This is a genomic window from Burkholderia alba (genome assembly GCF_034721475.1).
Classification (GTDB): domain Bacteria; phylum Pseudomonadota; class Gammaproteobacteria; order Burkholderiales; family Burkholderiaceae; genus Burkholderia; species Burkholderia alba.
This window is the reverse complement of record NZ_JAWJWL010000010.1, coordinates 1-13,852: the sequence shown is the minus strand read 5'-3', so window position 1 is coordinate 13,852 and position 13,852 is coordinate 1. Positions and strand designations below refer to the sequence as shown.

11 protein-coding genes are annotated in these 13,852 nt (G+C 70.4%); 1 reads left to right on the top strand and 10 read right to left on the bottom strand.

All coding sequences use genetic code 11. From position 1 onward, the window contains the following. Positions 1 to 328: 328 nt before the first annotated feature. Complete coding sequence (locus RZR99_RS13155; protein ID WP_323120211.1) at positions 329 to 1,594, top strand: acyl-CoA dehydrogenase family protein; 1,266 nt, start codon at positions 329 to 331, stop codon at positions 1,592 to 1,594. 383 nt (positions 1,595 to 1,977) lie between these two features. Here RZR99_RS13155 and RZR99_RS13150 read toward each other — a convergent pair whose 3' ends face one another. The 10 genes from RZR99_RS13150 to RZR99_RS13105 all read right to left on the bottom strand — a co-directional run. Then, positions 1,978 to 2,799 carry an ABC transporter ATP-binding protein gene (locus RZR99_RS13150; RefSeq protein WP_323120210.1) on the bottom strand — a complete coding sequence of 274 codons (822 nt, stop codon included), beginning with the start codon at positions 2,797 to 2,799 and terminating at the stop codon, positions 1,978 to 1,980. A 34-nt stretch (positions 2,800 to 2,833) separates the two neighbouring features. Continuing rightward, positions 2,834 to 3,262, bottom strand: a complete 429-nt coding sequence (locus tag RZR99_RS13145; RefSeq protein WP_323120209.1) for an ExbD/TolR family protein — start codon at positions 3,260 to 3,262, stop codon at positions 2,834 to 2,836. Between the two features lies 1 nt (position 3,263). Continuing rightward, positions 3,264 to 4,127 carry a MotA/TolQ/ExbB proton channel family protein gene (locus tag RZR99_RS13140; protein WP_323120208.1) on the bottom strand — a complete coding sequence of 288 codons (864 nt, stop codon included), beginning with the start codon at positions 4,125 to 4,127 and terminating at the stop codon, positions 3,264 to 3,266. A gap of 28 nt (positions 4,128 to 4,155) precedes the next feature. Further along, the gene (locus RZR99_RS13135) at positions 4,156 to 4,698 is read right to left on the bottom strand and encodes a TonB family protein (protein WP_323120207.1); all 543 of its coding nucleotides are present in this window, start codon (positions 4,696 to 4,698) and stop codon (positions 4,156 to 4,158) included. Positions 4,699 to 4,943: 245 nt separating this feature from the next. Beyond that, positions 4,944 to 6,599 (bottom strand): arylsulfatase, encoded by a 1,656-nt coding sequence (locus RZR99_RS13130; RefSeq protein ID WP_323120206.1) that lies wholly within the window; start codon positions 6,597 to 6,599, stop codon positions 4,944 to 4,946. 43 nt (positions 6,600 to 6,642) lie between these two features. Further along, positions 6,643 to 8,298 carry an ABC transporter permease gene (locus RZR99_RS13125; protein WP_323120205.1) on the bottom strand — a complete coding sequence of 552 codons (1,656 nt, stop codon included), beginning with the start codon at positions 8,296 to 8,298 and terminating at the stop codon, positions 6,643 to 6,645. 26 nt (positions 8,299 to 8,324) lie between these two features. Next, positions 8,325 to 10,763 carry a TonB-dependent receptor gene (locus RZR99_RS13120; RefSeq protein WP_323120204.1) on the bottom strand — a complete coding sequence of 813 codons (2,439 nt, stop codon included), beginning with the start codon at positions 10,761 to 10,763 and terminating at the stop codon, positions 8,325 to 8,327. Positions 10,764 to 10,773: 10 nt separating this feature from the next. Then, positions 10,774 to 11,850: an ABC transporter substrate-binding protein gene (locus RZR99_RS13115; protein ID WP_323120203.1), complete on the bottom strand. Its 1,077-nt coding sequence runs from the start codon at positions 11,848 to 11,850 to the stop codon at positions 10,774 to 10,776. 52 nt (positions 11,851 to 11,902) lie between these two features. After that, positions 11,903 to 12,847 (bottom strand): TauD/TfdA dioxygenase family protein, encoded by a 945-nt coding sequence (locus tag RZR99_RS13110; RefSeq protein WP_323120202.1) that lies wholly within the window; start codon positions 12,845 to 12,847, stop codon positions 11,903 to 11,905. Between the two features lie 711 nt (positions 12,848 to 13,558). Beyond that, the coding region (locus RZR99_RS13105; RefSeq protein ID WP_323120201.1) for a cation transporting ATPase C-terminal domain-containing protein at positions 13,559 to 13,852 on the bottom strand (294 nt) is incomplete at its 5' end.

Sequence of the window (13,852 nt, the reverse complement as noted above, 5' to 3'; positions counted from 1 at the left end):
CGATCGATGCCGGGGCGGCGCGCGTATGGCCCCGCTTCCGCTCGGATGCGCATGGACATCGGCCGGACGGAACGAGCGGAAGGGCGTGAGCTGTCCGCTCTGGTCCTTCGCTCGCCCTTCGCACCCTTCGCACCCTTCGCTCGCCAGGTACTCGCACACGCGGCTCGACGCCCCCCGGCCCGCCGCTCCGTACCGTTCGCCTCGCGCCCCGGCGGCGCCGCGTTCGCGCTCGCCCTGATAAGAATCGAACGAATCGTTCGTTGTCTCCGCCCCCGGCCTGCGTTTAACGTCGACGTTTCCCACATTGCCGCCTCCGCCAGGATTGCCGATGGCCCTGACCGAAATTTCCCCGCCGCTCCCGTCCGTCTCCACCGCGCCGCTCGCCGACGCCGCTCTGTTGTTCGGCGACGATCCGCTGATCGCGCGCTTCGCGCCGGTGTTCGAGCGCATCGCGCAAGGCGCGGTCGCGCGCGACCGGGACCGCGCGTTGCCTGACGAACCGGTCGAATGGCTACGCGCGGCCGGCTTCACGAAGCTGCGCGTTCCGCAACGTTACGGCGGCGACGGCATCGGCCTCGCCGCGTTTTTCCACCTGATCGCCCGCCTCGGCGAAGCGGATTCGAACCTGCCGCAGATCGTGCGCGTGCACGGCGGTTTCATCGAAGCGCTGCTGGAAAGCGACGACGAGGCGTTGCGCGAACGCTGGTTCACCCGCATCGTGCGCGGCGAGCTGATCGGCGGTGCGACCGCCGAGCGTGCCGGCACCACCAGCAACACCGTGCGGCTGTCGCGCGAAGGCGGCAAGCTGTATCTCGACGGCGAGAAGTACTACACGACCGGCACGCTGTACGCGGACTGGGTCGACGTCACCGCGAACGACGGCGCGAGCGACCTGCGCGTGCTCGTGAAAACCGACGCGCCGGGCCTCGAACGCATCGACGACTGGGACGGCTTCGGCCAGCGGCTGACGGGCAGCGGCACGACGCGCTTCACGCGCGTCGAGGTATCGGAGGCCAACCTGTACCGGCGTTTCGATGCGTCGGAGCGGCGCCGCAACAGCCTGTTGACGAGCTATTACCAGACGCTGCATCTCGCGAATCTCGCCGGCATCGGCCGCGCCGTGCTGCGCGACGCGATCGCGTTCACCCGCGACCGCACCCGCACGTTCGGCGTGCCGGGCGCATCGAGCCCGCGCCACGATCCGCTGGTGCAGCGGGTGATCGGCCGGCTCGCGAGCCTCGCGTATTCGACGCAAAGCCTGGCCGCGACCGTCGCGCAGGCGCTCGACGCGGTCGCGGCCGCCCGAGCCGCGGGCAGCGCCGACGAAGCGGCCTACGTGCGGCTCGACATCCAGGTGTTCCAGGCCCAGCAGATCGTGCTGCAGCAGACGCTCGACGCCGCCACGCTGCTGTTCGAAACCGGCGGTGCATCCGCGACCAGCGACACGCGCGGCTTCGATCGTCACTGGCGCAACGCGCGCGTGCTGGCCTCGCACAACCCGGCGATCCTGCGCGAGGCGGCGATCGGCAACTTCTATCTGAACGGCGAAGGACACAACGAACGGTTCGGCATCGCGAAGGCCGCCGGCGCTTGACGCGCACGCGACGGGGCGACGCGCCGTTCATGCGCGGCCCCATCGCTCTTTCTCCCGTTCAGCCGGCCTCCTGCTCCGGGCACCTGCCCGGCTCGCCCCGCGCCATCCGGATCAACCCCGGCCCCTCCCGCGCGCATGGCAAACAGGCTTCGATATCGTCCGCCGAAAAGCGGCTTGCCGTCGTCACCGCGAAGGGCTCGCCGTCGACGTCGAAGCGCGTGCCGAGCGGTCGGTCGGCCAGCCGGCCACGTTCGACAGAGCGTCGACCGCGCGATGGGCGTCGAGCCCGTCGAAAGCGCATCGGCGCAGCAGGCGGGAGCGCGACGCGCAGCGGCCGGCATCGCGTGCTTGCGAACATCGGCGCGGCGCGCTCGCCGCCGTGTCTACCATGCGAACGCGCTCAGTTCGAGCGTCCGCACCGGCCCCGGAGCGCGGCCCGCGTCGACCGGCTCGTTCAACAACGCGGCCGTCAGCGTTTCGCGTATCCGGTGGAAATCGTAGCTGAGCCGTTCGCGCGGCCTCGTCAGCGCCACGTCGACCACCTGCCCGATCCGGCCGGGCCGAGCCTGCATGACGACGATCCGGTCGGCGAGAAACACGGCTTCCTCGACATCGTGCGTGACGAGCAGCGTCGTGATCCGCTCTCGCTCGCGAATGCGCAGCAGCTCGTTCTGCATCTGCTGGCGCGTCAGCGCATCGAGCGCGCCGAACGGTTCGTCGAGCATCAGGATCCGCGGGCTCGCGACCAGCCCGCGCGCGATCGCGACGCGCTGCGCCATGCCGCCCGACAACTGGTGCGGCAGCGCGTCCTCGAATCCTTCCAGGCCGACCAGCCGGATTGCATCGTTCACGCGCCGCGCGGCCTCGGCACGGTCGACCCGCTGCGCGGCGACGCCCAGCCCGATATTGCGCGCGACCGTCAGCCACGGAAACAGCCGGTGCTCCTGGAACACGATGCCGCGCTCCGCGCCGATCCCGTCGATCGGCGCGCCGTCGACGCGAATCTCGCCGTCGAATGCCGTATCGAGCCCGACCAGCAGCCGCAGCAGCGTCGATTTTCCGCAGCCGCTCGCGCCGACGATCGCGACGAACTCGCCGTCGGCGATGTCGAGCGAAAACCCGCGAATCGCCTCGTAAGGGCGCCCGCCCACTTCAAACGTCTTGCCGACGCCGCGAAACGCGACGGCGGGATTCGCTGCATGCATCGCCGCTCCTTGTGAGGATTCCAGACTTCTTCGATCAGCGCACGCCGGCCGGCTCGGACACCAGCGCGATCTTCGTGTAGCCGGCCGCGTTGATCTCGCTCATCGCCTCGATCACGCGGCCGTACGGCAAGCCCTTGTCGCCGCGAATCTCGATGCGGCGCGCCGGATCGCCCGCGGCCTCGCGCGCGAGCGCGGACACGAGCTGCGCGGCCGGCACCTCGGTCTTGCCGACGAACACCTTGCCCGCGCGGTCGAAGCTGACCGCGATCGGCGGCTTGTCCTCGTTCAGCGCGGGCGCCTTCGCCTGCGGCAGGTCGACTTTCACGCCCTGCGCCATCAGCGGCGCGGCCACCATGAACACGATCAGCAGCACCAGCATCACGTCGACGAGCGGCGTCACGTTGATCTCGCTGACGGGTGCCGCGCCGCGCACGGACGGCGATGACGGAATGCGCGCGGCCATCTCACGCCCCTCCCGTCGCGGCGCGCACGCCGCCCGGCAGGCCGCCCGGCGGCGGGTGAAGTCTGGAAGCCGCGGACGCGGCGGCGCCCGGCACCGGCGACAACGCGGCGGCGACACCCGTCGCCGCGCCGCGGGCAAGCTCGACCGGCTGCGCATCGATCACCGGATCGCCCGCCTCCAGCTGCCGCGACAGACGCACCTCGACCAGCCCCGTCAGCGTGTCGAGCCGGTTCGCATACGCGTTCAGGTCGCCCGACGCGCGGTTGTACGCGACCACCGCCGGAATCGCGGCGACCAGCCCGAGCGCGGTCGCGAACAGCGCTTCCGCGATGCCCGGCGCGACGACCGCCAGGCTCGTGTTGTTGGTGGCGGCGATCCCCTGGAACGCGTTGATGATCCCCCACACCGTGCCGAACAAGCCGACGAACGGCGCGACGGAACCCACGGTCGCGAGCACCGGCAGCCCTCGCTGCAGATGTTCGATCTCGACGCCGCGCGCGATCGCGCCGACCCGCGCGATCCGCTCCTTCAGGCTGTCGCGGCCGGATGCGCCGTGTTCGAGCCCCTGCCGCCAGGTCTCGCGCCATTCGGCGGCGACGGCGCGATAGACGCGGGCGAACGGGTCGTTCGGGACGGCGTCGAGCGCCTGCGCGAGCGACGCCAGCGAGTGCTGCGCGTGCAGCTCGGCCAGCCAGCGGGCCGCGCGCCGCTCCAGCGCGCGAAACCGCAGCAGCTTGTCGGCGATCACGCCCCAGCTGGCCACCGAGGCCAGCGCGAGCAGCACCATGATGGTCTTGACGAGCAGGTCCGCCTGCGCGAACAGCGCCAGCGGCGAGAGTTGAGCGGCAACGTTGACGGGATGCATCGCGGTTCTCCTGAAAAGTAAGCGTGGGTCAGTCGGTCAATTGATAGACGATCGTGCCGGCGAGCTGATAGGCGCTCGCGCCGAGATCGGGCGGTTTCGGAAACGGCGCGGCGGCCCGGATCGCGTCGCGCGCGGCGGCGTCGAGGTCGTCGTTGCCGGAGGACGTGATGTCGACGCGTTGCACGCGCCCGTCCGGATCGAGCGTCAGCCGGTAGGCGATGCGGCCCTCCTCGCGGCGCAGCCGGGCGGCGCGCGGATAGCTGTCGGCCGCGTAGCGGTTGATCCGGTCGAATACCTTCGTCACGTAATCGCTCGGGATGGCGGCCATCCCGACGGTGCGGGGCGCGGGCCGCGCCTCGGCCGGCGCGGAAGGCGCGGCCTGGGCAGCCGGCGCGGCGGGCGCGGTGTCGGCGGGCGGCGCCGGCGCGGCAGGCGCCGGTGCCGCTTGCGCGGACGTCGTCACCGGCGCGGGCGCACGCGCGGCGGCCGGCGCGATCCGCCTGGGCGCCTCGGCGGGCGGGCGCGGCGCGGACGGCGCCGCGACGGCCGGCGGCGCCACCAGCGTGCGCACCGGTTCGGGCGGCGGCGCGAGCGTCAGTTCGATCGTGCGCTCGCGCGGCGGCGGCGCGCTCGGCTGCGTCCACGCGAGCCACAGCGCAGCCAGCGCCGCGCCATGCAGCGCGATCGAGATCGCCGCGCCCGCCCGCGCGCGGGCCGTCCGAACGATACCGCCGGAACGCTGCCGGCGGGAACCGCGAGTGGCACTGGAATCGTCACGAGATCCTCCGCTTCGGTCGAGGGAATCGGCGCGTTGCGTTACGCATCCTGCGGATCCGGCGCGAACACGCGAACGGCGCCGTCCTGAACGCCGTTGTCGGCCACGTACTGCGCCCAGTGCGCCAGCAACGCATCGAGACGGGCCGGCTCGGCGGCCGCGAGATCGCGCGTCTCTCCCGGATCGCGGGCAAGGTCGTACAGCTGCCATTCCCCCGGGCCGACCGGCTGCGGAATGAAGACCGCCTTCCAGTCGCCCTGGCGCACCGCGCGCATGCCGAACAGCTCCCAGCCCGTCACGTGCTGCGCGTCGTGCACGGCCGGCGCGTCCCCGCGCAGGTGCGGCACCAGCGACGCGCCCTTCGGCGCGGCAACCGTCCGGCCCCGGTAGGTCGTACCCGGATGCGACACGCCCGCCAGTTCGAGCACGGTCGGCACGACGTCCATCACGGTCGAGAATGCCGCGCTGATCGCGCGGCGCGCGAACGGCGGATAGTGCGCGAACGCGACCACGCGAATCCCGCCTTCGGTCGTGAACGCCTTGTAGAGCCGCGACGGCGCGGTTGCCGCCTGCGCCCAGCGCGGCCCGTACCAGACATACGAATTGCCGCGCCCGACGTTCTCGAGACGGTTGTCGTAGTAGTCGCGCAGGAATTGCTGCAGGTTCGGTCCGAACACCGGCAGCGCTTCCAGCAGCGCGCCTTCCGCGCCGTTGTCGGACAGGAACAGCACGAACGTGTTGTCGATCTCGCCGCTCGCCTTCAGGTAGTCGATCACCCGCCCGACGTTCCAGTCGAGTCGCTCGACCATCCCCGCGTAGACCTCCATCGTGCGCGCGGAGAACGCGCGTTCGTCGGGCGTCAGCTGCGCCCACTCGGCGTTGCGCGCGACGACGGGGTGCGCGTCGACGCCTTCGTCCAGCAATCCCAGCTCGCGCTGCTTCGCGAGCCGCGCGTCGCGCAGCGCGTCCGGGCCGTCCGCGTAGCGGCCGCGATACGTCTCCACGACGTCCTCGGGCGCCTGCAGCGGCCAGTGCGGCGCGGAAAACGGCAGGTACGCGAAGAACGGCCGGCCGTCGTCCGGGCGCTCGCCGAGGTATTGCAGCAGCTTGTCCGCGAATGCGTCGGACGAATAGAAATCGTCCGGCAGCGTCTCGACGAACTGCGCATCCTCGACGTACAGCGAACGCGTCGAGCGCATCAGGCGCGGCTGTTCCGCGTCCCGCGACACCGGCTCGAAGCCGTAATGATTGGCCGCGCCCGGCAGCAGCGCGAACGAGCACTCGAAGCCGCGCGCGGCCGGCGCGCGATCGAGGGTCAGGCCGAGATGCCACTTGCCCGCCATCGTCGTGAAATACCCGGCGTCGCGCAGCAGCTCGGGCAGCGCGACGACACGGTCGTTCAGGTAGCCCTCGTAGCCCGGCTTGCCCTGCAATTCCGGCGACAGCGCCTCGGCCATCGTGCCGATCCCGGCCACGTGATGATCGGTGCCGGTGAGCAGCATCGAGCGGGTCGGCGAGCAGGCCGACGCGGTATGAAAATCGGTGAAGCGCACGCCCGCATGCGCGAGCGCGTCGAGGTTCGGCGTCGCGATCTCGCCGCCGAACGCGCCGAGATCGGAAAACCCGAGATCGTCCGCGACGATCACGAGGAAGTTGGGACGCGAGGCCGGCGTGCGGCGCGAAGCTTGGGATGTCATGATGCTCCTGGGTTCGACGAACGATAACGAGAGGAAACCGGGCTCAGCGCGGGCCGCGCCAGCGGGTCGCGGCGGCTTCGAGCCGGCTGCCGAGCCAGCCGAACCCGGCGCCCAGCACGCCGACGATCACGGCCGCGCTCAACAGCCGGTCCATCCGGAACAGCTGCTGCGCGTCGAGCATGAAACTGCCGATGCCGATGCCCGACGGCATGAAGTACTCCGCGCCGATCGCCCCGAGCCACGCGTAGACCAGCGCGAGCCGCAGTCCGGCGAACAGGCCCGGCGCGATCGCGGGCAGCACCAGCACCCGCAGCCGCTGGCGGCCCGACAGGCGCAGCGTGCGCGCGACCTCGGCCAGTTGCGGCGACAGGTTCTCGACCGCCCGCGCCGCCGCGACCAGCATCGGAAAAAACGCGGCCAGCGCGACGAAGATCACTTTCGACAGATCGTCGATGCCGGCCCAGGCGGTCAGCAGCGGGATCCACGCGAAGATCGCCACCTGCCGCAACGCGGCCAGCGTCGGGCCGGCCACCCGGCGCAGCGGCACGCTCAGGCCGAGCGCGAGGCCCAGCAGCGCGCCCGCCGCCGCGCCGAGCGCGAGTCCTTCGAACGCGCGCAGCAGCGTATGCGCGAGCGGCACCGGCAGCGCGCCGCTCGCGAGATCCCGGAAAGCGCTTGCGACCACGGCTTGCGGCGCGGGCAGAATGCGCGGATCGATCCAGTGCAGTTGCGCGGCGGCCGTCCACAGCGCCAGCAGCGCCAAGGGCAGCCAGATGCCGCTCAAGCGGCGCAGGCCGCCGAGCGGAGCCGCCCGCGCATGCTCCGCGAGCGCCGCGCGCGGCCAGCGCACGATCCGGTCGTCGAGACGCTGGATGCCGTAGTCCATCGCGAAACCCGTCGCGCCGATCACCGCGATGCAGACGAACACGATATCGAGCTGGAACATCTGCCGCCCCCACACCATCAGGTAGCCGATGCCCTCGGACGACGCGAGCAGCTCCACCGCGATCAGCGTCAGCCAGCCCTGCGCGAGCGCGATCCGCAGCCCGGTCATGAACGGCGGCAGCGCGGCCGGAATCACCAGCCGGCTCAGCGTCGCCCGGCGCGACAGCCGCGACACCGCCGCGATCTCGCGCAGCCGGGGCGGCACGCCGCGCACGCCGAGCTGGGTGTGGATCGCGACCGGCACCAGCACCGCCTTGAAGATCAGCACGACCTTGAGCGCCTCGCCGATCCCGAGCACCACCATCAGCAGCGGCAGCCACGCGAGCGTCGGGATCTGCGCGAACGCATAGAACAGCGGCGCGACGACCGCGTCGACGGTGCGCGAGCGCCCCATCCATGCGCCGAGCAGCGCGCCGCCCGCGATGCCCGCCGCGAGCCCGCTCGCAAGACGTTTCAGGCTGATCGCGAGCTGACCGAACAGGGTGTCGCCGGCCAGTTCGCGCGCCGTCGCCCACACCTGCTCGGGGGTCGGCAGGATCTGCGGCGACATCCATTGCCGATGCGCCGCATGCCACCACAGCGCGGTCAGCAGCACCGGCAGCACCCACGCGGCGCATTCGCGCCAGCTGCCCGAGCGCGCGCGGCGGCCCGCCGCGCGGCGCAGCGTCTGCGCGGAGAAACGTCCGGCGCCGCGCCGCGCCGGCGATGCGCGCCATTGCGGCCACGCGGGGGAAGCGGAACGGCTCGGTCTCATCGTCGGGCTCCTTGAGTCGGTCGCGTTCAGAAGTCGTAGCGCAGCGTCGCGCCGAACATCCGCTCGTCGCCCACGGACGCCGTGTACGCGCCGTTGTAGGTCGCGAACGACGCGAGGTAATAGCGCTTGTCGAGCAGGTTGCGCACCCACAGCGACAGATCCCATTGATGCCGGCCGGTGGCGAGCCGCCAGCCGGTCGTGAGGTTGACGACGCCGTAGCCCGGCAACCGCCCGTAGCTCGAATCGTCGAGCGTGCCGTATTGATTCGAGCGCAGCGAATACTGCGCGGCGAGGTACTGGTCGATGTCGTGCCGGATGCGGAACTGGTACTGCGCGTTCAGGTTCACGATCCAGCGCGGCGCGCCGGCGACCGGCCGGCCGGTCAGGCTGCAGGTCGCCTTCGGATTCGGGATCGAGACTTCCGCCGGGCACGGCGCGTTGCTGTACGACGAATAGGTGGCGTCGATGTAGGACGCGTTGAGTCCGAGCACCAGATTGCGGATCGGCATCGCGCGCAGATCGAGTTCCGCGCCGCGGCTGCGTACGTCGGCGGCGTTCGACAGCACCGACACCACGCCCGTCGGCGTCGTGACGAGGCTCGTCGCCTGATAGCCGCTGACCTGGGTCCAGAACAGGTTCGCGTTGACCATCAGGCGGCGTTCGAGGAATTCGCTCTTGATGCCGATCTCCGCGTTGTTCGCGCGCTCGGGGCCGACCACCAGCGATTGCGCGCCCTGCGTCGGCGCGGACGACACCGACAGGTTCACGCCGCCCGACTTCTCGCCGTGCGACAGCGTCACGTAGCCGAGCACGTTCGGCGCGAGCTTGTAGCCCAGGTTGAGCAGCGCGGACGGGCTGACGTTGTACAGGTTCAGGTCGCCCGATGCGTAGGCGCCGATCACGCCGTTGCGGGTCGCGAGCGCCGCCGCCGACGGCGCCGCGCCCGCCAGCGGCGCGTTGCGCGTGACGCTCGCCGACTTCGCCTCGTAGGTGCCGCGGATGCCCGCCGTCAGGTCCGTGCGCGTATTCAGATGCCACGTCCCTTGCGCGAACAGTGCGACGCTGTCGGTCGTCATCGTCGCGGGCGCGGTCGATACCGCGTCGTTCAGCGCGCCGAGGTTCTTGCCGAGGATCACCGCGTCGGCGTACGGGCCGTACAGCGTGAACGTGTTGTTGCTCAGGCGCTGGTGGAAGTAGTACGCGCCCACCACGTAATCGACGGGGCCGCCCGTCGGCGACGCGAGCCGGAATTCCTGGGTGATCTGGTGATCGTTGACCGACACGCCCGTGTTGTAGATCACGGGCTTGTTGAGGTTGTCGTCGTTCGCCGGCTCGAAATTCCAGAAGCGCGCCGCGCTGATCGACGTGAGCGTATAGCCGCTCGGCAGCGTGTAGTTCACCTCGGCGGACACGCCGCCCTGGTGCACGCTGACGTGTTGCCGCGAATCGAGATTGACCTGGTACAGCGCGGGATTCGTGACGGGCGACGCGCCGACCGACGCCGCGCGGCTCAGAAACTGGTTGTAGCCGTTGATCGTCGGCCCCAGTCCGTACAGCACCGTGGTGCCGTAGCTCGAATCCTCGCGGTGATAGTCGGCGATCACCCGCACGTTCAGGTCGCCCGACGGCTTGAACAGCAGTTCGCCGCGCGCGCCCTCCCGCGTGCCGCCGTTCAGCTGCGACCCGGTGTAGAGATTCTTCACGTCGCCGTCGTCGTGCGTGCGGTAGAGCACGAGGCGCCCCGCGAGCGTGTCCGACACCGGCCCCGACAGCACCGCCTTGCTCTGCACGTAGCCGCGCTGGCCGATCGACTGTTCGAGCGACGCCTCGGTCCGGAAAGTCGGCTTGCGGGTCGTGATGTTGATGATGCCGGCCGTGCTGTTCTTGCCGAACAGCGTGCCCTGCGGCCCGCGCAGCAGTTCGATCTGGTCGATGTCGAACGCGTCGAACACCGCCATCCCGGGACGGCCCAGGTACACGTTGTCGAGATAGACGCCCGCGCTGCCCTCCAGGCCGTCGTTCGCCGGATTGTTGCCGAGCCCGCGAATCGAGATGCTCGACTGCCGCGCGTGAATGAACGCGACGTTCGTGCTCGGCAGCACGGTCTGCAGATCCTGCACGCGGTAGTTGCGCTGCAGGTCCAGATCGTCGCCGCTCACGGTCGAGATCGGCGCGGGCACCTGCTGCGCATTTTCCTTGCGGCGGCGCGCGGTGACCACCACGTCCTTCAACGCGGCGGGCGCCGCCGCGCCGGCGGCCGGCCGGGATGCGGCCGAAGCGGCCGAAGCGGAGGCGGGCGCCGCCGCGCCGGCGGCCGGCCGGGATGCGGCCGAAGCGGCCGAAGCGGAGGCGGCCGCCGCCGCACCGTGCTGCACCGTGGCCGCTTCCTGCGCCCACGCCCCCATCATCGGCAGCCACGCGGCCGCCATCAAGGTCGATTTGAGTTGTCGTGTGTTGCGTGTCATCGATGATCCGTCAAAGCGCCTTGTCGGTCTGTCCGAACGACTGGTAGGCCTGCCAGCGGCTGCCCAGGTCCAGCTCGCGCAGCGCCTGGTCGAGGTAGCGGCGGTCGATCCACTGGTCGACGTCGAAGGTGCGGCGAATCAGCCCCTGCTCCTTGGCGGTCTGCACGTCGCGCTTGAACGCGTCGACGTAGTAGCGGTCCAGCAGCGGCGAGAACACCACCGCCGGATCGTTGGCGGCCAGCTCGTTGCGCCAGACGGTCGGCGGCAGGTTCGCCTGTTGCTGCTCGAGCGCGATGTAGGCGTCCAGGTTGCGTTTGTCCGACAGCCATTGCGACGCTTGCACCACGGTCTTCACGACCGTGCCCGCCAGGTCCGGATGCGCGCTCAGGAACGCCGCCGACGCGACGAGTCCAGCCTTCAACGTGCCGACGCCGCGCCGCCCCCGGGTACTGACCGGCACGTCCACGAGCCCCTTGTCGCGCAGCACGAATACGCCCGCCGATCCCCACGCCGCATCGATCCGGCGCGCCGCGAGCGCGGCGGCGGCGGCGTTCGGGTCGAGATTGACGACGCGGAAGTCGCGCTCGCTCAACCCCTCGGACTGCAGCACGCTATCGAACGACAGCTGCAGCGCGGTGCCGCGAAACACGCCGACCTGCTTGCCCTTCAGCGTGCGCAGGTCGGTGACGCCGGAGCCCGGCGTCACCGCCAGGAAGCCGTTGACGTCACGCGCCAGCGCCACGACCAGACGCGTATCGAGCCCGTTCGCGCGGCCGATCACGGCGGCCAGATCGCCGAGAAACGCCAGATCGACCTGACGATTCGCGAATGCCTCGTTGATCGCCGGCCCCGCTCCCTTGAAGTGCGTCCAGCGCACCTCGACGCCTTGATTCGCGAACGCCTTTTCCAGCAGCTTGTTCACGTAGAGGACATCGACGATGCCGCCGCCCGCGGGCTTCGGCCCCGCGCTGACGTCCGGCACGGCGATACGGATGACGGTCTGCGCGGCGGCCGCGCCGGACGCGGCGAACGTCCAGGCGAGCGCCAGCAGCGCGAGCGGCTTGAGCCAGTGTGAAAGTAGCTTCATGGTGTCCTCGTTCGTGGGAAATGGGCGCCGGAGTTCGCGCCGCTTACGCCGCTTACGCCGCTTTCGTCTCGACGGCCGCGCGCGGATTCGCCTCGCGCAGCCGGGTCGCGCTGCGGCGGCCGTCGACGCTCACCGGCACGTCGCCCGCCAGCGTCACGCGGCGCACCACGCGATGCGCGTCGCCGTAGTCGTTGACCGCGTAGTGCTGGGTCGCGCGGTTGTCCCAGATCGCCACGTCGCCCTCCTGCCAGCGCCAGCGCACGATGTTCTCGAGGCGCGTCACATAGCCTTGCAGCAGTTCGAACAGGTGCGCGGAGCCGCTGGGCGTCACGCCCACGAAATGCTTGAGGAAATGACCGAGGATCAGCGTCTTCTCGCCGGTCTCAGGATGCACGCGCACGACCGGGTGTTCGGTTTCGTAGCGGGTCGACACGAACACCTCGCGATAGCGCTTGAGCGCCTCGGCGTCGCGCCCCGGCTCCCCGACCCGCGCATGGGCCGCGTAGTCGTATTCGTTGCTGTGCACGGCCCACAGCCGCTCGGCCAGCGCCTGCAGCGGCGGCGGCAGATCGTCGTACGCGGTTGCGGTGTTCGCCCAGACCGTGTCGCCGCCGACCGCGGGAATCGTCACGCCGCGCAGGATCGACGCCTGCGGATAGGCGTCGACGAAGGTCACGTCGGTGTGCCAGGAGTTCGCGCGGCCGCCGCGATGCGAGTCGAGTTCGAGCAGGTACGTCGTGCCGTCGACGACCGGCACCGTCGGGTGCGCGACCGGGTCGCCGAGACGCTTCGCGAACGCTTCCTGCTCGGCGTCCTCCAGGTGCGTCTGGCCGCGGAAGAAAATCACCTTGTGTTTCAGCAGCGCGGCGCGGATCGCGTCGAGCGTGGCCGGCTCGAGTTGCCCGGACAGGCGCACGCCGCGGATTTCCGCGCCGATGCGGCCGGTGACCGGATGGATGTCGAGCGCGTTGGATGCGGCGAGACTCAGGTTCGTCATGATGCGGCTCCTCAGGTAAGTGGCAGGCGAGACAGGTCGGCGCGCCGGCGCGGCGCACAGGGTGAAAACGGCACGATTCGGGAAAGATCCGGCGCGAAGGCGCCGGCGAGCGAGCGCGGACGGCTCAGCGACAGCGGTGACAACACCCCGTTCGCCGCCCGGCGGGGAGGCGGCGCATGCGGGACACGCGGATGGCGAGAGAATTCAACACGTCGATGGCTCGGTCTGGATCAGATATCGGAGACCATTATCGACAGACACGCACCGCCGAATCTATCGCGCGTTGGACATTTGACAGAAGAAGTTCAGCTACCGTTATGCGAGGTTCGCTGCAAATGACAGCAGGGATTCGGGTTAGGCGCGGAGCGGCCCCGGGAGATCGCACCCGTGTCGCCGGGAACGCGGGCCAGGGTGACCGGCCGGCTCGCCGGCCGGTCCTCGATGCGTGGCATGTCGTGGCGAAGATCGGCGCAGCGCCGGCGATACGTCACGCTCCGGCGCGGCGGTACGTTCTGGTGCATGTCGTCGGCCCGGCTCCGCCGGACGCACAAGCGTGATCCGTTCGATCGACGGCGGCGTCCCGTGGAGGCATCGTTCGCGCGCCGCACCGCAAATGGCTCGCGCCGCCGTCGACGCGAGGCCTCGTCGAATACTCCCCGCCGCCGATCATGAAGTCGTTCAGTCGTTCCAGAGCGGACATGCGCGAACCCATCAGAACCACTGCCGGTAACGCTTCACGTAGACCGTCTTCACGATCTGCGCGAGCGCGATGTAGCCGACCATGGTCGCGATCAGCCAGAACCAGTAGCTGCCCGGCAGATGGATGAAACCGAGCGCCTCGGCGAACGGAGAGAACGGCAGCCAGCAGCCGATCCCGATCGCCACCGCGGTGGACAGCAGCACCGGCAGCGCGGCCGTGCTTTGCAGGAACGGTATCTTCTGCGTGCGCAGCAGGTGCACCACGAGCGTCTGCGACACCAGCCCTTCGATGAACCAGCCGGAGTT

Excerpts from the sequence above, each read along its gene's own strand:
- RZR99_RS13110 (WP_323120202.1), bottom strand. The coding sequence starts at position 12,847 with ATGACGAACCTGAGTCTCGCCGCATCCAACGCGCTCGACATCCATCCG.
- RZR99_RS13125 (WP_323120205.1), bottom strand. The coding sequence starts at position 8,298 with ATGAGACCGAGCCGTTCCGCTTCCCCCGCGTGGCCGCAATGGCGCGCA.
- RZR99_RS13155 (WP_323120211.1), top strand. The coding sequence starts at position 329 with ATGGCCCTGACCGAAATTTCCCCGCCGCTCCCGTCCGTCTCCACCGCG.
- RZR99_RS13115 (WP_323120203.1), bottom strand. The coding sequence starts at position 11,850 with ATGAAGCTACTTTCACACTGGCTCAAGCCGCTCGCGCTGCTGGCGCTC.
- RZR99_RS13140 (WP_323120208.1), bottom strand. The coding sequence starts at position 4,127 with ATGCATCCCGTCAACGTTGCCGCTCAACTCTCGCCGCTGGCGCTGTTC.
- RZR99_RS13145 (WP_323120209.1), bottom strand. The coding sequence starts at position 3,262 with ATGGCCGCGCGCATTCCGTCATCGCCGTCCGTGCGCGGCGCGGCACCC.
- RZR99_RS13120 (WP_323120204.1), bottom strand. The coding sequence starts at position 10,763 with ATGACACGCAACACACGACAACTCAAATCGACCTTGATGGCGGCCGCG.
- RZR99_RS13130 (WP_323120206.1), bottom strand. The coding sequence starts at position 6,599 with ATGACATCCCAAGCTTCGCGCCGCACGCCGGCCTCGCGTCCCAACTTC.
- RZR99_RS13150 (WP_323120210.1), bottom strand. The coding sequence starts at position 2,799 with ATGCATGCAGCGAATCCCGCCGTCGCGTTTCGCGGCGTCGGCAAGACG.